The 25,033-nt window shown below is 58.7% G+C and carries 23 protein-coding genes; 22 read left to right on the top strand and 1 reads right to left on the bottom strand.

Translation table 11 applies throughout. From position 1 onward, the window contains the following. Positions 1 to 160 precede the first annotated feature (160 nt). From mfd to IPI01_17260, 16 genes are all read left to right on the top strand, one after another. Positions 161 to 3,505 (top strand): transcription-repair coupling factor, encoded by a 3,345-nt coding sequence (gene mfd / locus IPI01_17185; protein MBK7259499.1) that lies wholly within the window; start codon positions 161 to 163, stop codon positions 3,503 to 3,505. 377 nt (positions 3,506 to 3,882) lie between these two features. Next, the gene (locus tag IPI01_17190) at positions 3,883 to 4,809 is read left to right on the top strand and encodes a polysaccharide deacetylase family protein (GenBank protein ID MBK7259500.1); all 927 of its coding nucleotides are present in this window, start codon (positions 3,883 to 3,885) and stop codon (positions 4,807 to 4,809) included. A 323-nt stretch (positions 4,810 to 5,132) separates the two neighbouring features. Further along, entirely contained in the window at positions 5,133 to 5,591 is a 459-nt protein-coding gene (locus tag IPI01_17195) for a hypothetical protein (GenBank protein ID MBK7259501.1), read from the top strand. A 184-nt stretch (positions 5,592 to 5,775) separates the two neighbouring features. Then, on the top strand, positions 5,776 to 6,213 hold the full coding sequence (locus tag IPI01_17200; protein ID MBK7259502.1) for a DUF1801 domain-containing protein: 438 nt from the start codon (positions 5,776 to 5,778) through the stop codon (positions 6,211 to 6,213). Between the two features lie 255 nt (positions 6,214 to 6,468). Continuing rightward, on the top strand, positions 6,469 to 7,395 hold the full coding sequence (locus IPI01_17205; protein ID MBK7259503.1) for a glycoside hydrolase family 43 protein: 927 nt from the start codon (positions 6,469 to 6,471) through the stop codon (positions 7,393 to 7,395). A gap of 347 nt (positions 7,396 to 7,742) precedes the next feature. Further along, positions 7,743 to 8,177: a hypothetical protein gene (locus IPI01_17210; GenBank protein MBK7259504.1), complete on the top strand. Its 435-nt coding sequence runs from the start codon at positions 7,743 to 7,745 to the stop codon at positions 8,175 to 8,177. A gap of 85 nt (positions 8,178 to 8,262) precedes the next feature. Further along, positions 8,263 to 9,060 carry a carbon-nitrogen hydrolase family protein gene (locus IPI01_17215; protein ID MBK7259505.1) on the top strand — a complete coding sequence of 266 codons (798 nt, stop codon included), beginning with the start codon at positions 8,263 to 8,265 and terminating at the stop codon, positions 9,058 to 9,060. Between the two features lie 141 nt (positions 9,061 to 9,201). Next, positions 9,202 to 9,726 carry a GNAT family N-acetyltransferase gene (locus IPI01_17220; GenBank protein MBK7259506.1) on the top strand — a complete coding sequence of 175 codons (525 nt, stop codon included), beginning with the start codon at positions 9,202 to 9,204 and terminating at the stop codon, positions 9,724 to 9,726. A 65-nt stretch (positions 9,727 to 9,791) separates the two neighbouring features. Next, complete coding sequence (locus tag IPI01_17225; protein MBK7259507.1) at positions 9,792 to 10,391, top strand: hypothetical protein; 600 nt, start codon at positions 9,792 to 9,794, stop codon at positions 10,389 to 10,391. Positions 10,392 to 10,588: 197 nt separating this feature from the next. Beyond that, positions 10,589 to 11,263, top strand: coding sequence for a TonB family protein (locus IPI01_17230; GenBank protein MBK7259508.1), 675 nt, complete (start codon positions 10,589 to 10,591; stop codon positions 11,261 to 11,263). Between the two features lie 80 nt (positions 11,264 to 11,343). Then, positions 11,344 to 11,709 carry a cupin domain-containing protein gene (locus IPI01_17235; GenBank protein MBK7259509.1) on the top strand — a complete coding sequence of 122 codons (366 nt, stop codon included), beginning with the start codon at positions 11,344 to 11,346 and terminating at the stop codon, positions 11,707 to 11,709. A gap of 269 nt (positions 11,710 to 11,978) precedes the next feature. Next, complete coding sequence (locus tag IPI01_17240) at positions 11,979 to 12,404, top strand: carboxypeptidase regulatory-like domain-containing protein (protein MBK7259510.1); 426 nt, start codon at positions 11,979 to 11,981, stop codon at positions 12,402 to 12,404. A gap of 66 nt (positions 12,405 to 12,470) precedes the next feature. Then, complete coding sequence (locus tag IPI01_17245; protein ID MBK7259511.1) at positions 12,471 to 12,977, top strand: hypothetical protein; 507 nt, start codon at positions 12,471 to 12,473, stop codon at positions 12,975 to 12,977. A 72-nt stretch (positions 12,978 to 13,049) separates the two neighbouring features. Further along, positions 13,050 to 13,520, top strand: a complete 471-nt coding sequence (locus tag IPI01_17250; protein MBK7259512.1) for an isoprenylcysteine carboxylmethyltransferase family protein — start codon at positions 13,050 to 13,052, stop codon at positions 13,518 to 13,520. A 177-nt stretch (positions 13,521 to 13,697) separates the two neighbouring features. Beyond that, a complete protein-coding gene (locus tag IPI01_17255; GenBank protein MBK7259513.1) occupies positions 13,698 to 14,129 on the top strand; it encodes a hypothetical protein in 432 nt (143 codons plus the stop codon). 100 nt (positions 14,130 to 14,229) lie between these two features. After that, positions 14,230 to 15,276 (top strand): EFR1 family ferrodoxin, encoded by a 1,047-nt coding sequence (locus tag IPI01_17260; GenBank protein ID MBK7259514.1) that lies wholly within the window; start codon positions 14,230 to 14,232, stop codon positions 15,274 to 15,276. A 164-nt stretch (positions 15,277 to 15,440) separates the two neighbouring features. Here IPI01_17260 and IPI01_17265 read toward each other — a convergent pair whose 3' ends face one another. Beyond that, a complete protein-coding gene (locus IPI01_17265; GenBank protein MBK7259515.1) occupies positions 15,441 to 16,001 on the bottom strand; it encodes a DUF4256 domain-containing protein in 561 nt (186 codons plus the stop codon). 238 nt (positions 16,002 to 16,239) lie between these two features. On the opposite strand from IPI01_17265, the gene IPI01_17270 reads away from it, so the two are divergent. From IPI01_17270 to IPI01_17295, 6 genes are all read left to right on the top strand, one after another. Next, positions 16,240 to 18,774 carry a T9SS type A sorting domain-containing protein gene (locus IPI01_17270; GenBank protein MBK7259516.1) on the top strand — a complete coding sequence of 845 codons (2,535 nt, stop codon included), beginning with the start codon at positions 16,240 to 16,242 and terminating at the stop codon, positions 18,772 to 18,774. Between the two features lie 301 nt (positions 18,775 to 19,075). Next, positions 19,076 to 19,813: a hypothetical protein gene (locus IPI01_17275; protein MBK7259517.1), complete on the top strand. Its 738-nt coding sequence runs from the start codon at positions 19,076 to 19,078 to the stop codon at positions 19,811 to 19,813. A gap of 315 nt (positions 19,814 to 20,128) precedes the next feature. Next, complete coding sequence (locus IPI01_17280) at positions 20,129 to 21,277, top strand: hypothetical protein (protein MBK7259518.1); 1,149 nt, start codon at positions 20,129 to 20,131, stop codon at positions 21,275 to 21,277. A 108-nt stretch (positions 21,278 to 21,385) separates the two neighbouring features. After that, positions 21,386 to 22,543, top strand: coding sequence for a hypothetical protein (locus IPI01_17285; GenBank protein MBK7259519.1), 1,158 nt, complete (start codon positions 21,386 to 21,388; stop codon positions 22,541 to 22,543). Next, positions 22,540 to 23,700, top strand: a complete 1,161-nt coding sequence (locus IPI01_17290) for an AAA family ATPase (GenBank protein ID MBK7259520.1) — start codon at positions 22,540 to 22,542, stop codon at positions 23,698 to 23,700. Before IPI01_17285 ends, IPI01_17290 begins: the two co-directional genes overlap by 4 nt. After that, positions 23,697 to 25,004 (top strand): hypothetical protein, encoded by a 1,308-nt coding sequence (locus IPI01_17295; protein MBK7259521.1) that lies wholly within the window; start codon positions 23,697 to 23,699, stop codon positions 25,002 to 25,004. The genes IPI01_17290 and IPI01_17295 overlap by 4 nt, the downstream gene beginning before the upstream one ends. Positions 25,005 to 25,033: the final 29 nt, after the last annotated feature.

Below are 25,033 nucleotides of genomic sequence, written 5' to 3' on the forward strand. Positions count from 1 at the left end.
CCCGTGTAGGGGCGGTGCATGCACCGCCCCTACACTCCGTGGACGCCTGACAGTGATCGTGGTGTATGCAGCTGATCGAAGAATTTGGAGAAACCGAGTCGGGGCGCTCCCCGGGCGCCTCTCCGATACGTCCCATTGAAGATCGACAATTCGTAGTCTGATGAATCCGATACTCCCCCACCTGCTCACCGACGACCCATTCGTCAAAGAACTCGAAGCCGCCGTCTCGCGCCTCGAGCCCGGGTCGACGACCACAGCAAGCGGCCTCGCCGGGTCGCTCGCTGCCCTCGTCCTCACCGAACTCCAGCGCCGCACCCAGAGGCAGATCCTCGTCATTGTCCCCGAGAAAGACGCCGCCGTCAGGGTCTCCGACGATCTCGCCGCACTGGCCTCGCTGGACACCGTCCGATTGTTCGTCGGACGCGAGGAATCCGATGCGCTTCTCACCGAGCGAAGCCGGGAGCTGCACGACGTTCACACCCTGCGCTCGCTCACCAGCGGCGACGTCAGCTTCGTCGTCACCCATGCCGGCGGCGCGATCCATCGCCTCCCCTCCCCCGACACCGTCCGCACCGAAGCCCTCGTACTCGAGACCGGAACGCTGGCCGGGTTCCAGGAGACCATCAGCACGCTCAACAAGTTCCACTTCGACCGGTGCGACATCGTAGAGAAGCCCGGCGAGTACGCCGTGCGGGGTGGGATCGTGGATGTCTTTCCATTCGTGGGTGAGAACCCGATTCGCATCGAGTTCTTTGAGGACGAGGTCGAGAGCATCCGTGAGTTCGATGTCGGTTCCCAACGCTCCATACGGTCGCTTGCCACGGCGTTGCTTGTGCCGGATGTGCTGGACACCGAGCTGCACGACCATCCGCAGGACGGGATCCTGCTGGACTATCTGGCGGATGGTGCATTGCTCGTTTTGCTGGAGCCGTTATTGCACGAAGAGCCCCTGACGAAGCTCCCTGCATCCGCCCCCGCCCGCTACCACACCCGCGAGTACTTCGCAGAGGTCCTTGCCCTGTTCCCCCGGCTCCATTGCACGGCGCTGGATCCTACCGCCAGCACCCTGGATGCCGGAGGTCGGGCCCAGCCGGCCTTCAACGGCAGCGTGCAGATGATGGCGCGCGACATCGCCGAACGCCAGGCCGATGGATATGCCGTCATCATCACCTGCGACAGCCATTCGGAAATGGCGCGCGTCCGGGAACTTCTGGCCACGGCGGCCGCCGGACTCGAGGACATCACCCCGCCCGACATCGAGGCACTGCGGTTCACCCTCGAGGCCATCCACGAAGGGTTCCTCCTCCCCTCTCGTAAGCTGGCGGTCTTCACCGAGCACCAGGCATTCGGCCGCATCAAGCGACGCGGCACCCGCCGCAAGGCGAAGTTCAAAGGGATCACCGAGAAAGAACTCACCCAGCTTCGCAAGAACGACTACGTCGTGCACGAGGACTTCGGCATCGGCAAATTCGCCGGACTGAAGACCATTCATGTCCGCGACATCCCCATGGAGGTCGCCTCGGTGCTGTATGCCGAGAACGATACGCTGTATGTGAACATCAGCTTCATCAACAAGCTGCAGAAGTACTCCTCCAAGGACGGACACGTGCCGGTGCTCCACCGGCTCGGCAGCGGCGAGTGGGACCGGCTCAAGCAGCGGACCAAGAAGCGGGTCAAGGACATCGCGCGCGAACTCATCGGATTGTACGCGCGGCGGAAGCATCTGGAAGGGTTCTCGTTCCCTGCCGACACCCCCTGGCAGACGGAACTCGAGGCTTCGTTCATGTACGAAGACACCCTCGATCAGGCCAAAGCCACCGTGGAGGTGAAGCGGGACATGGAGGGCCCCTCCCCCATGGACCGGCTCATCTGCGGCGACGTCGGGTTCGGCAAGACCGAGGTTGCCGTGCGCGCCGCGTTCAAGGCCGTCGTGGCCGGGAAGCAGGTCGCGATCCTGGTGCCCACAACCATTCTCGCGCTTCAGCATGCCAACACCTTCCGCGACCGTGTGGCGCGGTACGGCGTCAGTGTGGAATCGCTCTCCCGCTTCACGCCCAAGAAGGAGCAGGACGCGATCGTCGAGCGGATGAAGGCCGGGGGCGTGGACATCGTGATCGGCACCCACCGGCTGCTCTCCAAAGACATCAAGTTCAAAGACCTCGGCCTCCTCATTATAGATGAGGAGCATCGCTTCGGCGTTGCCGCGAAGGAAAAACTGCGGCACCTCCGTACGCAGATCGACACCCTGGCGCTGACCGCCACGCCGATCCCGCGCACCCTCCACTTCTCGCTCATGGGGGCACGCGACCTCTCCATCATTGCCACCGCGCCGCGCAACCGTCTCCCCATCCAGACCGAGATCACGCAGTGGAACGATGAGATCATCCAGGAGGCCATCCGTCGTGAGATCGTCCGTGGTGGACAAGTCTACTTTGTGCACGACAAGGTCCACAACATGGATGAGGTCGCCGAGCGGTTGCGCGGCCTCCTGCCGGACGTCCGCATGCGTGCCGCGCACGGACAGATGAAAGCGACCGAGCTCGAGGATGTGATGATGGCGTTCCTCGAGAAGCAGATCGACCTGTTGATCACCACGAAGATCATCGAATCGGGGTTGGACATTCCCAACACCAACACCATCATCATCAACCGTGCCGACCACTTCGGCATGGCCGAACTGTATCAGCTCCGCGGGCGCGTCGGACGCTCCAACCAGCAGGCATATGCGTATCTCATCACGCCGCCCGTTTCGGTCCTGGGGCGCACCACGTTGCAGCGGCTGCAGGCGATGCAGGAGTTCACCGAGCTTGGCTCGGGGCTGAACCTCGCCATGCGCGACCTCGAGATCCGCGGGGCGGGCAACCTGCTGGGCAGCGAGCAGAGCGGCTTCATCGAAGCCATGGGCTTCGAAACGTACACGCGTCTGCTGGATGAGGCCGTGCACGAGCTCAAGCGCGACGAATTCGCGGAGCTCTTCCCCGACGACGTATCGCTCCTCACGAGCGGGCGGCAGGTTGTGGTGGAGGCCGAGATCGAAGCGCTCATTCCGCAAGACTATATTCCAGGCGAGAGTGAACGCCTCGCCATCTACCGCCGGCTTCATGCACTCACGAGCAACGAACAGCTCGAAGAGATCGGGAACGAACTACGCGACCGGTTTGGGCGTATCCCCTACCAGGTAGAAGGCCTCTTCGGCGTGATCCGTCTCAAGCTCTTGGCGGCGAAGATCGGGTTCTCGAAGCTGCATCTGGACACCGATCGGCTGGAAGTGCATTTCCCGCCGCAAGAAGACACGGCATTCTATGGGTCCGAAGTCTTCCAGGACCTCATGACGATGCTCTCGCGCAAACGGGACCGCGGCGTCAAACTGAATCAGACAGACGCGCTGCTGCGCGTGGTCGTGCCGCTCAATGCCGGCACCGATTCCGCCGCGGCGATCGCGCGGAGCATGGAGTTCCTCACCGAGCTCGCCGCCGTCGTCCCCACGGAAGCTGTATCAGTGTAGGCTTGGGGGTCTGGTGCTCCATCAATTTCTCGTAGCTCTTCTGCCATAGGCGAACAAAACCGAAGACAACTGCCTTCGACACAGCGAGAAATCGCTGGAGCACCATGCCCCCAGGCCTTCAACCAGTGTGCCCTCCTTGCGGCATGGCGTCAGGTGGTGGCGCACGGGGAGATGCATGCGTAGGGGCGGTGCATGCAACGCCCCTACACTCCGTGGACGCCTGACCGTGATCGTGGTGTATGCAGTGGATCGAAGAATTTTGAGAAACCGAGTCGGGGCACTCCCCGGCGCCTCTCCGACGCAGCTTGTCGGAACAGCCGAGTCGGGCCGCTGGCGCCTAACCGACACCCTGGACCTTACATAGATAGAGAGGGAGAATGAAGAGTCTCATCCTGATCTGCCTGCTCGCAGCCTCCGTGGCTTCGGGACAGACCAAGAAACTGTGCGTGACGGTCGACGACCTCCCTGTTGTCGCCTACGGCATCCCCGACACGAGCTACCAGCGTGAGATCATCACAAACCTCACGCGCGGACTCGCGGCGGCGCACGCCCCCGCGATAGGCTTCGTGAACGAGCAAAAGCTTCACGACAGCAGCGGTCTCTCCCCTTTCCGTGTTTCGTTGCTCGAACAGTGGCTCGACACCGGTCTGGATCTCGGGAACCACACCTACTCACACCCCGACATCAACAAGATCACCTGCGTGGAGTACTTCGCGGATGTCATCCGAGGCGAGGCCGTGACAAAGGATCTCCTGTACCGCCGCGGCAGGACGCTGCGCCATTTCCGTCATCCGTTCCTGTATCTTGGCAGCACGAAAGAAGTGGCCGATTCGTTGAGCACGTTCCTCGCCGGGCGCAACTACGTAACCGCGCCTGTCACCATCGACAACGACGACTACATGTTCGCTGCCATGTATCACCGTGCCTATGCACGGCGCGATACGGCGGACGCGAAGAAGATCGGGCGGGAGTACGTGGAGTATCTCGAGAAGAAACTGCAGTACTACGAGCGGCAATCGGTCAATCTCTTCGGACGGCCCATCGCGCAGGTGCTGCTCATCCATGCGAGCAGGTTGAACGCCGATCACATCGGCCAGTTGCTTTCCATGATCATGAAGAACGGCTACACGTTCGCGGACCTGGCTACGGTGCTGAAGGACGAGGCGTATCGCACACCCATCACGGTGTACAAGAAGTATGGGATCTCCTGGCTGGACCGCTGGGCAATATCAGCAGGAAAAGCCGGCGACTTCTTCAAGGATGAGCCGGACGTTCCGTCCTACATCCGCGCCGGCTGGAGGTAAGGCAGGGAAAGGAAGAAGGAAGAGGGCAGAAGGAAGACAAGAAGCAGTCCTCCTTCAGTAGACTGGTGGTGGCGCATGGGGAGATGCCCCAGCGAGGCTTCACCCCGACCATGCCATCATTGAATGAATGCAGGGAGGTGGTGGCGCACGGGGAGATGCCGAGTGGGGCGGTGCATGCACCGCCCCTACAAATGCCATCGATGATCCCATTGCAGGGGGGGGCGCGAAATGCCGGTGTCGGGGCGCTCCCCATGCGCTACTCCGATAGGCTTTGACAATCGGGCCACCACAGCGTACATTCCTTGATACACCTCGAAAGGGTCATGAGAGAGATCAATTTCCATAACGGCGCCGTCATCTTCCGCGCACCCGACGCCTGGCAGGAATCGCGCGACGACGAGCACACCATCGTCCTGTTCCAGACCGCTCCCACGCCGATGACGTTGCGGCTCACGGTTGTGAACAGCAATGTTCCGGCACATGCAAAGGAAGCTTCCGCGCAAGCGCTGATGCGGCTCACGGGCGGACCATCCGAGACCCCGGTCGAGGAGTTGACGCATGATCGTGCCTTCAAGCGATTTACGACGAGCGGCGGATCCCCGGAGCATGCTACGTTCATCCGATTCTGGCATTTCGGCATCCGGGGCAGCGGACTGAAATGGATGCAGGCGGTCTTCTCGTTGACCGTGGATGAGAAGGACCGGGAATTGCCGGCAGTGGACGCGATCACCACACAACTTGATGCGGAGATCCGCCAGTCGACATTCGATCCGGACAAATAGCATGCGTCCGATACGGCGCGTGCATCGTTGCAGCAATGAAGTCGACCATGACATACGTATGAGGTTGCGAATGCGTTGACGATTGCAGCAAAGTGGGCGGCCCGCACAGTGGGTTCCCTGATGGCAACGGAGTCCCGGTGGTGGCACACAACACTACCGGGGGGCGGAAAGGGAAGGAGTTTTGATGAGTACGAAAGAACGCATCAGCGACTACATTGCCGGTCAACCCGAGCCGAAACGGAGCGAGATGCAGGCACTGCACCGGGCCATTCTGGCGCTCATGCCGAAATGCAAACTCTGGTTCCTGGACGGCAGGGACGATACAGGTAAGATCGTTTCGAATCCCAACATTGGATACGGAACTCAGACACGGACGTACGCGAACGGAAAGACGAAAGAGTTCTATCAGATCGGTCTCAGCGCGAATACGACGGGGCTCTCCGTGTATATCCTTGGAATCGACGACAAGAAGTACCTCGCCAGGATGTATGGAAAGACCCTCGGCAAAGCAAGCATCACCGGGTATTGCATCAAATTTCGAAAGCTCGCAGACATACGGGTCGATATCCTTGAAGATGCGATACGGGATGGGATCAAGCAAACCAGGGTCCACCATGATTGACAGGGGGACCACATGCACCGTAGCATGCACGATCGTGTGCTATTGCAGCGAGGAACTCCGGGCATTCTCGTCCAATTGATGTCTCTGACCGTCACACCCCTTCACAGACACGCACCACGCACTTGCGAATGGAGATGCATGATCAGGAATGTCTGCTGTTTGATGATGATGTCCGCAGTTTTCGGTTGCTCTGCAGGTCAGCATACACCAGACTCTTCGAGCGCAACAACACCCGCGGCAGGCGGGGGATACCTCATGACCACGTTCAGAGACGAGACCACACCGATGTCCGAACAGGTCTACATGGGGATCAGTGAAGATGGCAGGCACTGGGAAGCGTTGAATGGAGGAGAGCCGGTGTTGGTGAGCGACGTGGGCGAAAAAGGCGTGCGCGATTCATATCTCCTGCGCTCCCACGACGGGCAAAACTTCTGGCTGATCGCCACCGACCTGTGCGTTCATTGGAACCGTAACTGGACCCGCAACATGACCGCGGGCAGCAAGTCCATCGTCGTCTGGGAGTCGAACGATCTGGTACATTGGACGCCGCCACGACTCACACGCGTTGCCCCGGATGATGCCGGTTGTGTCTGGGCTCCGGAGGCGATCTACGACGAAGAAGCAGGGGACTATCTGGTGTATTGGGCTTCAACGACCGGCCGCGACAACTTCGCGAAGCAGCGGATCTGGGCGGCGCACACAAAGGACTTCCGCACCTTCAGCACGCCGTTCATATTTGTCGAGAAGGAGAATCATGTCATTGACATCAATATCACGCACGACGGTGAGAGCTACTATCGTTTCATGAAGGATGACCACAAGAAGACGGTCAGCATGGCAACGAGCAGGAAGCTCATGGGGCCGTGGCAGGAGATGCCACAGTTCACTGCAGGGCAGTTGAAGGAATTCGAAGGCCCGATCTGTTTCCCGCTCAAGCCGGCTACGAACGGCGAACCGCCGGTGTGGTGTCTCTTGCTGGACAATGTGGGCGACCGGATCGGTGCCGGCGCGTTCGGTTACATTCCGTTCCTCAGCACCGACCTCAGCACCGGACAATTTGCGGCTGCCCCGGAATTCAGTTTTCCCTACCCATTCCGCCACGGATCCGTGGTGCCGATCTCGAAGGCAGAACTGGAGAGGATGATGTCGGCGTATTCCGGACGGAACAACACAGGCCGGTGATCAGGTGCAGGTGCCGCGGTTTGTCATTCGAACGACCCCGGCACCGACAAATGAACAGGGTGTACGGTTCTATACCAAAGCTAGCGGTTATGATCTTTCCCCGGACTGGCACGGCGGCACAGTGTGGATCAGGCGGTGTTGAATGGTCTTTCAGCAGGGAACCCTTCGTCCCACCCACGACGTTGACTAATGCACGGCTCATCTGACCTCACGCGGCTCTTTCGGAGCAACTGCCGGTTCTCTCCATGGGGTCTGATGACCCTGGATGTTGGTGTGTCTTCGGGCCACCGGACATTCAGCAGCACCGGATTCTCGCACCCTCCTCCACAACTCTACGGAGTCGTCCTATGCTCAGGTTCCTGCGCTTCGCTGCATCGGTGATCCTCGGCCTCATCGTGGGAAGTGTGGTCAATATGGGGCTCATCATGATCAGCGGGATGGTGATCCCACCGCCGGCTGGTGCTGACGTCACGACCATGGAGGGCCTGAAGGCGTCCATGCACCTCTTCGAGCCGCAACACTTCATCTTTCCGTTCCTGGCACACGCGCTGGGCACCGTGGCTGGCGCATTCGTCGCCCGGCTGCTGGCTCCTGACAAGTCCACGATCCCTGCATATATCGTCGGCGCTTTGTTCCTCGTGGGCGGTATCACCAACGCCATGATGCTTCCCGCACCGATGTGGTTCAATGTCGTGGACCTGGTCTTCGCGTACCTTCCGGCAGCATGGTTGGGCCAGAAACTCGCCGGCCGCCCGGCACTCCCGCTGCCGAATGCGGCATGAGACGCGATCATCCCCGGGCAGATTGGGCGTGCATGATGAGCGATCCTGTACGGACCAACGTTCTATTCCGTAGAAAGGTGTCGGCATGAGTATCGTCCGTATCGCACTTGCGAATATCCGCGTACCCGGGACACCGGAAGAATCCGTGCGCCTTGCAACATCGGCTGTTGCAGAAGCAGGCAGGAAGGGCGCCAGTGTTGTCTGCTTTCCCGAGTGCTTCGTGCCGGGATATCGTTGGCCGGGGAGTGCGCTGCCACCACCCGATCCCGCATTCCTCCAGCACGCGCTGGAGGAAGTGTCGGCATCGGCCAGGTCTGCGCGCATCACGGTGATCCTGGGCACGGAGAGGGTGACGGACCGGGGCCTGCAGATCACAGCGTGCGTGATCGATGCGGACGGCACGGTTGCCGGGTGGCAGGACAAAGCGCAACTCGATCCCTCGGAAGAGATCACGTATCCTTCACGTGCAACGGAGCGTCGGGTCTTCACCGCCGGCGCATTGACGTTCGGTGTGGTGATCTGTCATGAAGGATGGCGGTATCCCGAGACGGTACGGTGGGCAGTGCGACGGGGTGCGCAGGTCGTATTCCACCCGCACGCGCATGTTGCCGAGCCCGGAAGCTATCGCCCTGCCACATTCGCTGATCCCGCCAACACATTCCATGAGAAGGCTGTGCTGTGCCGTGCAGCGGAGAACACGTGTTACTTCGCATCGGTGAACTGCGCAAGCCCGGGTTCCGGGACCACATCGGCGATTGCACGTCCTGATGGCACACTGCAGTGTTATCAGCCGTACGGACAGGAAGGGCTGCTTGTGGCGGACCTCGATCTGAGCCTGGCGACGGGTCTGCTTGCATCACGGTGTCGCACGTCGCCACTGTAGAGCCCGCAGTCTGTGGTTCCAGCCTTGTGCCAACGGGGAGGCACGAAGAGAAGTGTCCCCGTTGCCTCACGTAAGTTTCTATTCGGTGTCTTGACAAGGGCCGTGTCGTGGCGTACATTGACACGTACCTTCGAGAAGCTGATGACATCCATCCGGCAAGCCGTACCCTCCGACGCGAGCGCTCTGGCCGTACTGGCCGAGCGAACCTTCCGCGATACTTTCGAAGCGATGAACAGCGCTGACGATATGGCGAGGCACTGTTCGCTCACGTACGGTGAAGCCCAGCAGTTGGCCGAGATCTCCTATCCCGCGATGCACACGCTGGTTTGCGAAGAGAACGGACACTTGATCGCGTTCGCACAACTGCGCTGGGACCATGCTCCGGCGTGTGTTGTGGGGAAGCAGCCCGGAGAGATCCAGCGGTTGTACGTTGACCGCCCCTGGCATGGCAAGGGCATCGCACAGCAATTAATGGCCGCGTGTCTGCGCGAATTGGAAGCACGCGCCTGCGATGTTGTGTGGCTTGGTGTGTGGGAACGGAATTGGCGGGCGCAGGCATTCTACCGCAAGTTCGGATTCACCGAGGTGGGTGATCATGTCTTCATGCTGGGGTCGGATGCTCAACGGGACCTGATTCTGGTCCGGCCGTTACACAGCGCCGGGTGATCACGGAGGGGGAAGGGCACCGGATGGCAATCGACCCATCCATTTTCAAGTACTGAGAGCACGTCATGATAACGGATACCGCGGAAGAGAACGAGATCGAATTCACGTCGACCGCCACCGGGTTCGTTCTGGATGCATCGCTTTCGACCTACTCCGCGATACCCATTGTCGCGCTCACCATGGTCGGTACCGGTGTGTTCGGGTATGGGATCGCGACCTCCTGGGACACGATGACCTTGGGCATGAAGCTCTACGCACCTGCGCTTGCTGCCGTGATCCTGGGGTTCTTCTGGTGGGTCGGACTGTTGCGCGTATTTGGTACGCAGGGAGTGACTCTCAACTATCCGCATCTGGAGATCTCGGTCGGTATCGGGAGCCTCCGGTATAGAAGGGAGGTCGATGTGCAGAATGTCGCCTCCATGGCGGAAGCTGAAGGGACCATGACCCAGGGAGGCGTGCACGCTTCGGACAGTCTCCTGACGTTCAGCGCGGGAGGTAAAGAGAAACGGATGATGGCGATCGTGCTCCAATTCGCGCCATCCACACCGGGACGACCGGTGAACAAGAAGCGCGTTGCCTTTGGCCACTTCCTCACAAAACCGCAGCGTGCGCATATCATGAACAGGATCCGCGAGCGCGTGCCGGCACTGAGGCACGAGGGCTGAACCCGTTGCCTCACGTAAGTTTCTATTCGAAGCTGAATTGACAATACCGCGCTGCTGCAGTATCTTGCAACCCTACCACGTGGGGGAATATTTTTGGAATGCATATGCCTCTTGTCCGGGAGTAGTGGATGAGGGGCATTTGTGCTTCAATGTGTGGGGCGGATCAATGTGGAAGTCCAAGGCAGAAGGAACACACCATGGTTTCACGTCTCAACTATAGATCAATGTTTCTTGGCCTGTTGCATGCCATCCTCATCATGTGGGCGGTACCGGTCGTGTCTCAGACGCCCGACTTTGTACCGGTCAAGATCGAGCCCAGAATGATCGAGAAGGCGAAGCTCGAATTCCCCGAGTCCGCTGCCGGTTCTCTTGTGACGGGGAGGATCTGGGTGAAGATCCTCGTGGGTAGAGACGGCGTACCGGTTAAAACGGACATCATCAAACGTGAACCTGACATTGCCTATATGTTCGACGACGTATCACGCCAATGGGCTATGGCATGTCGATTTTCGCCGGCGATCGACAGCAGCGGCAACCCGGTGGCGGTGTGGGTGTCGGTTCCACTGAACTACAAGATCGAGGGCTTTCAGCCACCTGCGGTGACCCGCATTGCTGTACCGGACTATCCTGAGGAAGCCCGTGAGATGGGTATGGAAGGGTGGGTTGGGGTTGCCGTACTCCTCGGTGAAGCGGGGAGCGCACTGAACGGCAAGACCGTGATCGTAGCCCGGGAGCCCTCCACAACGAAGGTCTTCGATGCTGCCGCGATCGCTGCGGTCCGTGCCTCAGAATACCGGCCGGCGGAGAACTCCGGCCGGCGGAGTGAAGCATGGTGCTTCGTGAAGATCGTTTTCAAGATCCCGCAAAAGTAAAGAAGGATCCCCGGGCTCAACACAAGGGCGCGTCGGTCACCGGAAAGATCGGCAACGATCCCATATAAAGGAAGAGCGACATGAGGGTGGAGAAGGTCACGCTTGCAGAGAAGTTCGCTCTGTTCACGACGCACTGGGATCCGAAGATCGTCGGCGCGTTGAACGGTCAGCACGTGAAACTCGTGAAGTTCCAGGGGCCGTTCGTCTGGCATCATCATGATGCGGAGGACGAACTGTTCCTTGTGGTACGCGGGAGCTTCACGATGCATTTCCGTGACGGTTCGGTGGAGCTGCGGGAAGGGGAGTTGATCATCGTCCCCCGTGGCGTGGAGCATTGTCCGGACGCGAAAGAAGAAGTACAGGTGCTGCTGTTCGAGCCGGCGTCCACGGTGAACACCGGGAGCACGCCGGGGGAGAAGACGGTGAACGAACCGGAGTGGATCTGAAAGGGTGATGATCTGATCCCCCCGGCATTTGTCCATGCAATGGACATGTAAAGAGAACATGTCCAACAAAGTCGATTTTGTGGACACGAATTCACGATCTCCACGGCCACCGATCTCATCAGCCCTCATATGATGACAACAAAGTACCTCACATGTCCGGAGTGCAACCGCCGGAGCTGGGCGCAGGTGCTGATGAAGAAGTGAATGCGCCCGGGCATGCAGTACGCGGTAGTGGATCACGATGACAGTTCATAAGGGGGATCACAACCATGAACAAGATCCTGCTGACTATTCTTCTGCTGGCCATCCTTCCCGGTCTCGCCGGTTCAGGTGATAAGGGCGTATTGCGGGGTTCGGTGCGGAGCATGGAGACGCGTGAGTTGCTGGAGCAAACCGCCATTGTGTTCTTTCACATGGCGGATACCGTGCGCGAAAGAACCGTGATCTCACATTCGGGGCTGTTCGTGGTCCTCGATATGCCCCCGGGAACGTACCGCGCCCGCGTCGCGCACGAAGGATACCATGCGTTCATGAGTCCGGTGTTCCATGTGAAGGCCGACAGTGCCCTGAGTCTGAACTTCTTCCTCAAGCCATTCGTCGTGACGGGCGATACCCTCGGGACCGTGCGCATCGGCAAACCGGGGGTCGACTACAAGATGAAGATCGTCAGACCTGAATCCGGGACGTACAGGTAGCCCTGCTGCTGCTCATCATCGTCGCGGAGGAAAACCCATCTTCGCCTCATCATACATGGACTCGCCATGCGGATACTGCTGATCCTTTCTCTCGCAAGCATCGCACTCCTGAGTGCGTGCACAGACTCGACCTCTCCCGGCCTGTCCCAGGACCTCGCGATCTACACACTGCCGGACACCTCGATCTCCGCGGCCATGGTGTGGGATAAACCACTGGACAGTCTGGTGCTCTCTTCCCGGCCATTCCTCACTGGCGGGGATATCACGTCGTATCGATGGAGCACACATGAGTACACGGTGACGGCGACGGTGGATTCACAACTCGCCGCACTGAAATGGGTCCACGGGCATACCGGCGGCATACCGTTCGTCGTGGTTGTGGACGGGGAGAGGATCTACCTCGGGGCATTCTGGTATGCCTACTCGTCTCTGATGCCGCAGGTGCCGTACATCGATGTGCTCCTCTTTCCGCACAGGATCCGGAGTGCGCCGGTTGGATCGGCATCCGAGGACAAACGATCCGATCCACGGATCTACCAGGTGCTCAAGTCCGCAGGAATCTTGATAGAATAAGACACAAGGGCCTCGACGACCATGAACATACCATTTCAATCTCTCGGTGCATGTTTTCTCGCGTGTCTTGCAGTGCGAGACACGTATGAACTGTTGAAGGAGTCGGGCAGGATCAGGGACGGAAATAGGCCGGCGTTCATCATCGTGTTCTTTGCCATGGGCGGTCTCTGGGCATCATGGTTCCTCCTCTGTCCTGAGGACCCGAACCATCTCGGTCTGCCCGTCGTGGTGAAAATGTCCGGACAACTCATTGCCATTCTCGGAACATTGCTTGCGGTTGGCGCACTCATCCAGTTGCGTGGCCTCGAAGGCATCGATCACCTGGTCACACGCGGACTGTTCAAGCGGCTCCGGCATCCGATGTATCTCGGATTCATCCTGTGGATCATTGGTTGGAGTCTCGCCCATGATGCGGCGACGGGGCTTCTGCTCGGGGTGCCGGCCCTGGCGAGCATCCTGTGGTGGCGACATCTGGAGGACCGGCGACTGGGAACGCAGTTCGGTGATGCGTACCGGGAGTACAAGCAGAGCACCTGGTTCTGACGCGTGTGCATCAAGCGGACGACGAACGGACAGAGAATGGAAGCGACTGCTCCCACTGCCGTGTGCCGACGACCCGCGCATCGGCTTCATCCAGGTTGGCTTCCTCGGATTTTGGGGGGAGTGGCACACGTATCCGCGCACCGATTGGTTCGGATCACTCTCTGAAAGGAGACCGCGATGACATTCAGGGCCGTGGCCACGATCACCTCCGTTCTTCTCTTTATCCTTGGAGCGGGGTATCTCTTTGCGGGTGGGACGGTAGTCGGGCGATGGGACCTTCCAGCCACCGATGGGGTCTTGCTGGTAGCACGGCGGATCGGAGCGATCTACCTCGGTCTCTCCGTCCTGTTCTTCATGGCGAAGAATGTTCCCGCTTCGGCAGCCAGAACCGCCATGACCGCTGGCGCGATGGTGGTGCTTTCGCTGCTGGCGATCCTCGGCGTATATGAGTTCTTGATGGGACGCGTAGGAGAGGGGATCTTCGTCAGCGCCGGGATCGAATTGCTCCTTGCGATCGGATTCACTTTCGTACTGATCTCCGATCGGAGGGAGAGTACGACTCTCGCCGCACCTGGCGATGAGATGTCGGACCGCCAGGACTCTCAGTGACATATCCTGAGCTTGACGCGAAACCCGCATGCTGCGGAAGAGTACGATATCAACAGAAAACGGCGCGATCCCTCGTGGTCACAGCAGCGGCGGGAAACGAATGGTGACAGGCAAAACATACTCTTCACTGATCGTGTACTACTTCTCCGGAACGGGGAATGCCCGCAACGTTGCTGCATGGCTCTGTGCGGTGGCCGCAACGAAGCACATGCCCTGCCGGATGGTCAACATTGCGGATGTGGACCGGCGGAAGATCGAAGCGCCGGAACCGGACGCGCTCGTGGCCTTCGTCTCCCCTGTGCACGGTTTCAACTACCCGCCCATCATGGTCCACGTTCTGTACCACTTCCCGAAGGGGAAGAACGACGTCCTCCTGCTGAACACGCGCGCCGGGATGAAGATCGGGAACGTCGTGACGCCGGGGTTGAGCGGTGCGACCTTCTTCCTGGCATCGCTGCTGCTGATGGTGAAAGGGTATGCCATCAATGCGTGGTATCCCATCAACCTTCCATCCAATTGGATGTCCCTGCACCCAGCGCTCAACAAGCGGACCGTGGACTTCCTGTATGCGAAATACAGGCCGAAGGTTGAGGCACTTGCGGCGCGTGCGCTCGAGGGAGGAAAGAATTACAAGGGACTCATGGAGATCGTGCAGGACCTTGCCATCGCACCGATCTCGCTCGGGTACTATTTCGTCGGACGGTTCTTCTTTGCCAAGTCGTTCTATGCCTCCCGGGCGTGCGACGACTGCGGTGTGTGCATCAAGGGATGTCCCGTGCAGGCCATCAAGGAGATCGATGGCCGTCCATTCTGGACCTTCAGTTGTGAAAGCTGCATGAAGTGCATGAGCACATGTCCGAAGAAGGCGATCGAGACGGCACACGGATTCATCGGGGCCCAGCTGGTTCTGTTCTACGCGGTCCTTGTGGGAATCCTGTACGCGCTCGTGCCGGCGGGTGTAGGCGTTGCGCATGATACCGTTGCGGGGTTCATCGCCGAGACCCTCCTGATGCTGGGTTCGCTCGGGATCCTCTACTACCTGCTGCACCGTCTCCTGCGGATACCGGTCATAGAGAGGGTGATCGTGTTCACCTCTCTGACGTCCTACAGGTTCTGGGGCGGCAAGTACCGTGCCCCGCGGTCGTAACTGCCGCTCTACACCTTGAGCATGCCACGGAACCCGTTCGCCGCGGTCGTAACTGCCGCTCTACACGTTGAGCATGCCCCGGAACCCGCGCGCCGCGGTCGTAACTGCCGTTCTACACCCTGAGCATGCCCCGGAACCCGCGTGCCGCGGTCGTAACTGCCGCTCTACACCTTGAGCATGCCCCGGAACCCGCGTGCCGCGTAGTAGGATTCGGCCCCGTTATGATAGAGGAAGACCGTATCGTACCGGCGGTCGCAGAAGAGCGCGCCACCGAGTTTCCGGATCGCGGGAGGCGTGCGGATCCAGCTTGAGGTCTTCAGGTCGAAGGCGCCGAGCTTCTGGAGTTCGCGGTACTGCTCTTCCGTCAGGATCTCGATGCCCATGGCGGCGGCCACATCCATGGCATTGTTCGCCGGCTTGTTCTCCTTCCTCGACTGCAGCGCTTCGCGGTCGTAGCACAGGCTGCGGCGGCCTGCCGGGCTCTCCGCTGAACAATCATAGAAGATGAACTCGCCCGTCTTCGCGTCCAACCCCACGACATCAGGTTCGCCGCCGCTCTGTTCCATTTCATGGAGCGACCAGAGCCGTTCCTTGTTGGCCTCGAGCCGGGCCTGGACAGCGGCCCAATTGATAGCTTTATGACGGGACATGTTCTTTTCGAAGCGGATCCTCAGCACGTCAATCACGGAATCGCGTCGGTCTGCGGGCAGAGCTTTCCTGGGCATAGGATTGTGAAGTGTGGTTTGTGAAGTGAAGGTCGCTGTATGTTCTGGCAATGTGCGCGAACGCGCAGCGCAGGCTTGTTCACTAGAACACTCCACCAGGGGGATCGTGTTCCTGGCGTAGGACCGTTCCAGGACTTTCTTCAAAAAATACCGTGAACGACCTATTGCCGTTCGGGTGTCTCACGGGTATATTGCGGCACATTCCCTCTTTTCGCCCGCATACTCTCCGGGAGGCCTTATGCACTCTGCAGATGTGCACATGCTCTCCGGATGGCGCAGATCGTTCCTCGTGATGGTGTGCGCTCTCCTCGCCGTTCCCTTGTCCGCCCAGACCAACTCCAACTCAGCATATGATGCCACGAAAGGAAACATCCGGGTCGTCCACGATGCTGCCCTCGATGTTGCACCGCGTGTCACCATCGAGGCCTGGGTGAGGCCGTCTCCCCCTTTGCAGCCGTTCAGTGCCGTCATCGATATGGATCATCCGTGGGGATTCGGCTTTGGCGTGACAGCGATCGCGGGCCGGACCGACAGTGTCGATGCGACCGTCATCCTTGCTGGAAATGCGATCACGGGTCCGCGCCTCGCATCGAATGACACCGTCTGGACCCATCTGGCCGTGACCATCGACACGTTGCTCCATCAGCTTGTCTTCTATATCAACGGTGTTGCGACGGTCCCCCTTGTCGATGCCCGCGTGCGGTTCCCGAACACCACACAGGATCTGCGCATCGGGAGGAGCACATTGGGTGAAGTATACCGGGGGATGTGCGATGAGGTACGCGTCTGGAATGTGGTCCGGACCGCGCCCGAGATCGCCTCGTTGTGGGATCATGAAGCAAAAGGGAACGAGTCCGGCCTCGTTGCCGTGTATCACTTCGAAGATGTGCGCGACACCGTGGCGTGGAACCGTGCTGCAGGCGGTGGGTTGCATGGCATCTTCACCGGTAGCGGACTCATCGTTGCGGAGCCGCGTCCCGATGCGTTCATCGACGAGCAGGAAAGCAACGGATGCTATGCCACCGCAACGCCGGTCGGCTATGGGAGTTACCTGAAGAATGCCGCGATCGCGCCGGCGGACACGGACTGCTTCAAGATCTGGACGCGTGCTGGCGATACATTCAGGATCCAGAGCGCGGCGCGCAATGCCGGCGAGTCTGCGGACCTGATGATCAGCATCTACAGCGTTGATAGCGTCATGCACATCACCTCGTACCTGGGCGGATACCCTGGCCTGTGGTCGTCCGCAAGCGTCACGGGATACCGCTTCATCAGGGTCATCAACCGCGGGACTGCCGACGCTGCATACACACTGAACACCACGCGCCGGAATGAAGTGTTCGTGGCGGACGAATACGAGCCGAACCAGACGCCCATGCAGGCGATGGCGCGGCCGTGGGGTGTCACATCGTACGGCACGATCTTTCCGGGTTGCGATGCGGGCGTTGCCCCACGCGACTCCGACTATTACGCGTATACGGCGAAGGCGGGAGAGATCGGGGTCTTCGTCTATTCGCTTCAGGGCGTGGGCACCGGAAGTGGATACGCGAGGCTCAATGATGGGTCTGTGGATCTCACGAACACATTCCCAAGCCGGAATCTGAACTACAGGTTTCCGACGGACGGCACCTGTTATCTGAAGATCGTGCCCAATGAAGCGGCGTACCGCTACTACTTCGGCGGGTTCAAGGCCCTTGCCGACATCCACGACATGCTCTATGATATGGTTACCACGGGTGCCGGAGCAACGCTGCGGTCCGGGACCAGCTCTGCGTACATCAACGCGTATGTGCTCCTGATCAACGGCTCGCTATTCGAAGGTACACCCGACTATGCTTCAACGGAGGCGGACGGGAGGCAGATCGTGTTCGGGCCGGCAACGGTGAGCGGTCTCACCGTCACGCGGAAATTCTTCGTGCCGACCGCGGCGCAGGGCGACACGCTCGGGTACCTGCGGGTGCAGGATGTGTTCACGAACGCCACCGCGGCGCCGATCACGGTGACGGCGCGTGTGAGCGGGCGGCTTGGAGGGAACCCTGTCAAGATCATCGGATCGTCCAGCGGTGACACGTTGTTCACGGTGGCGGACACCTGGCTCTGGACCGATGATGTGTATCCTTCTTCGGCGATCCCGCACCTGGTGCACATCATGGATGGGATGGGCGGGAGGGACCGGGTGGATTCGGTATCGTTCGCCGGTAGTGATCTCTCCTGGGAGTGGCGGGACATCACCGTGCAGCCCGGGGAAACGAAGATCTATCTGTATTACCTTACACAGGACCTGACCCCCGAGGTTGCTGCGACAAAAGGTCCGGCGTTCTCCGTGGCATCGTTGCCGGCGGCTGCGAAGCTCGGGTTGGGCGGGGACGGTGCGCATGTCATGAACTGGCCGACCGATCTGCTCGTCTCCGTGGAGGAGGAGCGGCCTGTGCCGCGGGTGTATGCATTGGAGCAGAACTATCCGAATCCGTTCAACCCTGTGACCGTGCTGCGCTATCAGCTGGCGGAGGCCGGGCATGTGCGGCTCGTGGTGTACGATCTGCTCGGGCGGGAGGTGGCCGTGCTTGTGGATGAGGCAAGGATGGCGGGGGAACATGTGGCGCGGTTCGATGGATCGGGGTGTGCGAGCGGGGTGTACTTCTGCCGCATGCAGGTCCACGGTTTGGATCCCGCGGAAGGCGCGATGCGTCCTTCGGACTCCGTGCCCGGGCGCGAGGTCAGAGAGGGAGCCGCGAATTTTGTGGCGACGAAAGCCATGATGCTTCTAAGGTGAGGGGTATGATCTTCGAAGCCGGGATCTGACGGCTCGAACTTAAAATAGCCGTCCCGTTATTTTAGGTTGCCGTCATATCCTAAAATAGCGGTCAGAAACTGCAGCAATAGACCGCATTTTTCGACCCACCGGAACCCAATCCGATATAGGGGGCCGCTACTGGCCCCCTTTCGTTCATTTGTATCATTCCGTGATCCGGCGTCTGGATCCGTGGTCCGTACCTTTTGAAAGGAGGCGGGGCAGTTGACCGTCCCCGTGCCGGCGACGGCACCACAGGATCGAGCCACGACCAGGAGCGGCAATGGACAAGCGGAAGAGCACCGTACACAGGACCACGAAGGCGAGCAGCTTCACAGACAGTCTTCAGCCCGGGGACATCATCACCGGGGCGGACATGCTTGGCATCGATGACCGCGTGGCCGATGCATTACCGCCCGTGGGGTGGTTACGTGGCGATGCGAGTCCTTTCCCCATGGACGTATTCGATTGCCGGGCGGCGGCATTGACGCACGTGTCCATGACCGGGGATCCGGCGATCGCGGAGAGCTTCTCGCGTCTGCGGCAGTCCGACGGCACCGAGCACATCGGTACAACACCCGAAGATCCCGCGTACTTTGAGATCGCGTTGCAGATCCCGCTTCATGGTGAAGAACTCCGTGATGGGCCGCTCTTCAAGGCCGAGCAGATGGAGGACAAGTGGGACATCTACCGGTACGGGGACATCTACTACTTCGTGCGTAGTTGGACCGGCACGCTCATCCATCTTGCGCATGGTCATGTGCGCGAAGGTGTTCTGCACATCGACGGCATCATCACGGCATCGCAGATGGTCGATGAGCGGGACAGGACGTTCTTCGCGCGTGAAGTATTCTTCCTGCTCTTCAATCATGTGTTGGGGATTGAATATCCACATCCGATGCCATCCTATCGCGCCGGCGATGAGGACTCCATCGTGCAATTCTCGTTTGCGGAGTTCGGGAGGCGGGGGTGGTATGCCGCGGTACCGGAGGTGGTCAGCCCGGGCGCTACCGGGGGCTGAACTCATATCTTTGGCGCAATAGAGAATATGCGTATGCGATGGCGTGGATTGATTTTCTCAGAGATTCGCACAATATTACGGGTGGCACCTCTCCATTCCGCAGTTCCAGTTACGACCAGGGGGAACGCAAGACGACAGGTTCACAAATGGGCCCACACGACGTGGTTGGCGGCGACCTTCGAGCCCGCTTGAGCCTGACCTGAACCCACCTCACGACGACAGTCCGACACGATTCCCCGATGAGGTGCTCATCATCCATACGCACAACCGCCTCCGGTACACTTCAAGTCTCTGATCAAAGGAAACTGAATCCAGGTGAAACTCTTCCACATTTCGAACACCAACCAGATCGAAGTTATTGATCAAGCCTCCTATCGAGATGAGTCTGCGGGGGGCTTTGGAGAAGTGACATTGCAGGAACTCATCGCTGACCACCCCGAATTGATACCTGGCGACGACATCAACCCATCGGATCCTCCCCGATTCCTTGTGATACGCAGCGAGGCTGGGGTCACGGCGGGGTCAATGGACATTCTGCTCATCGATCACAAGGGTATTCCGACCGTCGTTGAGACGAAACTGATCGATAATCGTGAGATCAGACGGAGCGTGCTCGCCCAGGGGGTTGAATACCTGGCACACTTGAAGACTGAATGGAGCGCTCAGCGAATGATCGACGAAGGGAGAGCATATTGGAGTGATCGCAAAGGAAGTCTGGACAGTCAGGCAATGGATCGGCTCGGATTTGCGCTTGATGGCGATTTTCTTGAACGAATAGACAGCAACATCGGATCGAACAGGATGCGGTTGATCATCGCCTCCGATGAGATCCCTCCGGAGCTCAAACAGATCATTGAATTTCTAAACGACGCGTCTGATTTTGATATCTATGGCATCGAGGTCCAGCTCTTCAGCGGAAAGGATGGGAATCGAAAGATTCTTGCGCCCCGGCTTGTGGGATTGACCGAGGCAGCTCGGGAGCGCAAGGGTTCAAGCGCAGGGTCACGATGGACGTATGAACGGTTCACTGAAGAGCTTCAGAGAGAGACCTCGTCTGAAGCAGTTGCCTTTGCCGATGAGCTTCTTCGCTTTGGTGAACAAGTCAGTGGGCGCCCGGTAGAATGGGGGAACGGCAAAGGACGAGGTTCCTTCACCGCCCGGCTCCTTGCCGGGGGGGATCGCTTTAGCCTCTTCTCGGTGTATACCATCGGGGAACTCAGCATCAATTTCGGATGGTCATATCAAAAGTATCCGGATCTGGGGATCGATGTTTCGGAGAAATACCGTGCGAGGATCAAGAAAGACCTTGGCATCGATTTCGAGCAGTCGAGTTGGGAGCGAGGGTGGCCGATGACGGATCTTCTGCTCCTGGAGCCACACAAGGACGCGCTTTGTCAGATAGTGAGGGATTTCGTGGATGAAATACGCTCGGCCGTTGAGACCACTGCTCAAGGTGACGGGTAAGAAATTCACTCAAACGTCACCAATGATGAATACTCCTCAGAAGCAGGCACGAATCAACACTCAAGCGCCTTGTGCGCACGGAGAATATACCCAGAGAGGCTGCGTTCGATGATCAATCTCGATCCTCGTATTGAACAAGACCTTAAGAAGTTCCACGACGATCTCGCCCGTACTGGCAAGCTCCACTCTTCCGGAAGATTGCGGGCTGCATACAATGCCTTTCGGGATCGGTTCGGCCCGGAAAAGCTCGCCTCACTTGATGGAACCGCTTTGCTCCACTATATGCATCTGCATGGCAATAAGGAAAGTCTGGTGTATTGGCTCGAGTTCAAGGACGATGAGGAGTTCCCGGGGATCAGCTTTGGCAGTATCGCAGGAGGAAGCGCCCACAAGTTCGGACTCTTCCGGCACAAGGAAAGCGGCCAATGGGTAACTGGGGCACCCCAGGCTGAGATCCCTTTGACGGAAGCCGAAGCCATCGTCGTTGCACGAAAACATCGTGATCAACTTCTCGCCGGCGTGGCGCTGCTCGACAAGTTCCACACTAATTCCGATGACGAGGCCTACTTACGTCTCCAACACGATCTTGACGAATCCTGTCCGGATGTCAGTGGCCTCGCTTGGGGACATAAGTATTTCTCCATCCTCTTCCCGGACAAGTTGGACGACTATCAGAACCACAAGTGGCAACGGTTCCATCTCCTCAAGTTGCTTCAGTTACCTCCGGAGACAGAAGGATTGTACGTCTGTGGTGGCCGTTTCGTGAACCTGGCTGCACAATTGGGCTGGCCCATGCAACACCTGTCGTCGACATTGAACGCGCGGAATGGGCGGCCCACAAAGTACTGGCGCATCGACACGTCCCTGGAAGGGAAGACCAATATTTGGGGAGAGATGTACAAGGGCGGCTACATCGCGATAGGATGGGGTGGATTAGGGGACCTTTCTCACATTGTCGCTGGGGCGGAACAGAAAGCTGCTTTAGGGAAATTGCTGGAGCCATACTTTCCCGGGGATCCGAAGAAAGCCCTTCAGAAGGGTGGTGAAATAAGAAACTTTGTCGTTGGGATCAATGATGAGGAAAAAGAAGTTGTTGTCGCTGCGGACGGGGCGAAGATCCTTGGAATCGGGCGGGTGGTTGGGCCGTACCGCTTTGACGAGACTCCTCCCAAGGGCGCAGCCCACCGGAGAGAAGGTCGAATGAAATCGACCGAACAGTGGAAATTCCCAACTCCCGAGGGCAGAATACGACAGTCTTCTCGTTGAGAAAGGATGAACGCAACATCCTTGAGATCGAACAGAGATTGTTATCCTCACGTATAACTAAGCCTGGCACCGAATCCGTTGACTCGCCTGGAGAACCTCCCAAGACCAGTCGGCTGATTGGCATCCCTGGAAGATTGCAGGCGATTCTTGAACGGAAAGGGCAGGCGATACTGTACGGTCCACCGGGGACGGGGAAAACCCATTGGGCCCGATCCGCCGCGATTGATCTTGCAAGTCTTCGTGCTTTCAGCAGAACCTTTTCAGAACTCACCAAGCCGGAGAAAGCTGAAGTTACTGGAGAGAATTCCGCAGCCGGACTTGTTCGTTCGTGCACATTCCATCCGAATTACGGATACGAGGATTTCCTGGAAGGATTCCGTCCGGCGGCAAATTCCTCTGGCCAACTCATCTTCCATCCGAAGGATGGGATATTCAAACGCCTATGTGGTGACGCCCGGACAAGGTCTGATCGAACCTACATTCTGCTCATCGACGAGATCAATCGAGGTGACATTCCCCGGATCTTCGGTGAGTTGTTGACCCTGCTGGAATCTGACAAGCGTGGACTCACCGTCAGTCTTCCTGTTTCCGGAGAGGACTTCTCGGTTCCCCCGAATGTCTATGTGATCGGAACCATGAACACGGCAGATCGATCGATAGCTTTGCTCGATACAGCATTGCGCCGGCGTTTCGGTTTCGTTGAGCTCATGCCAGATATGACGGTGTTCGGCGGTGCATCAGTGGACGGGAAAATACCTTTGGGACCATGGCTGAGCGCCCTCAACGATCGGATCCGCGGGGAGCTGGGACGGGATGGACGGAATCTCCAGATCGGCCACGCATACCTCCTTGAAGGGAAGAAGCCCGTTACGGACCTTTCGAGATTTGTCCGTATCCTTTCTGAGGATATCATCCCGCTGATCGAGGAATACTGCTATGAAGATTATGATGCTCTTTCCAAGATCATCGGAGGAAAACTCGTTGACGCGGAGAAACAGCGCATCAGAGAAGAACTGTTTATCCCCGCGCATCGCGATGAACTCGTGCAAGCCCTGCTCGAGCCAACTCCAGACATCTCAACCGGTTCTGAGGCGGCTGTGGCAGTCGCGGCTCCAGAAGATGCAGAAGATGGAGAGCCGATAGACGGAAAGAAGTGACCACGGAAAACGTCATATTGAGTGAATGGGAAACGAGAGGTCCGGAGGCTGGCGCCCCCCTTGCCGGATGGCAATTCAGAGACAGAGCGAGTCATGATCTTGCTGAACGGCTGACCGCCCTTGGTTGGATCGAGATCCTTGAATTGGCTCAGGGGATCGAACTCCGCGCAACGTCGTTCGTTGGCAGGTTCAGCATTGGCGATCTGACCATCACGATCCAACCGAAGATTCAGGGAGCGCCATTCCTGAGTTTGCTTCGATACGCGTATGGATTTCGGCAGCTTAAGCTCCTCAAACCGACAGCATATGGCTCATCCGAGTGGGATCTCTGCGAGTTGCTTGTTCAGCAATTGATCGCGGAGGCGCGGGATCTGATAGGCCGTGGGGTACACAGGGACTATGAGCGAAGAACAGCTCGCCTATCCGACCTGCGTGGCAGAATCGATTTTGATAAGTACGTCCGAACGATGGGTACGGGCGGTGCGGAGGTACCGTGCACATATTATCCGCGGACTGACGACACCGTTCTCAATCAGGCAATGCTTGCAGGGCTTGAGTTCGCCGCTCAACAAACGATTGATGTTGACCTTCGATATCAGGTCAATCATCTGGTCAAGGATCTACGATCGTCGATCTCCCTCAGGAGGCTGAGTGGCAGCCTGATCGAAGATGCGAAGGGTGCGATTGACCGGCGTACTGTGGCGTACGGCCCGCTGCTATCTCTGATCGAGCTGCTCTATGCCGGACACGGGCTTTCCTTGGACGAGGGAGGGAATCACATCCGGCTTTCCGGATTTCTGTTCGATATGAACCGCTTCTTTCAGGCCCTGGTGTCACGCTTTCTCCATGAAAACCTGGAAGGCTATGTGATTCACGATGAACACAAGATGAAAGGATTCTTTGAATACGAACCGGCGCACAATCCCAGGGGATATCCCGATTCCGTTCTCCGGCCCGACTTTGCTGTGATGGACTCCTCTCGTCTGGTGACCATCGCGGATGCCAAGTACAGGGACTTATGGGACACCCGGTTACCGCGATCGATGCTGTACCAACTGGCATTGTATGCCATCGCCCAGGGAAATCACACACGAGAGAGTGTGATCCTGTATCCCACGCTTTTCAGGGGCGCACGGGAACAAAAGATCAATGTCCGGGAGCCGGTCGCAGGTCATCATCAAGCACGAGTCATTCTCAGGCCAATCAACTTGACGGATATGGAGAGGCTCATCCACCGCAGTGATCCAATGGGACAGGTTGAACGTAACCAAATGGCGTCTCAGCTTCTATTCGGCGAAGCATAACTTGCTTGTGCCTTGCGGCGATCGGTGTC

Source organism: Ignavibacteriota bacterium (assembly GCA_016707525.1).
Classification (GTDB): domain Bacteria; phylum Bacteroidota; class Ignavibacteria; order UBA10030; family UBA6906; genus JAGDMK01.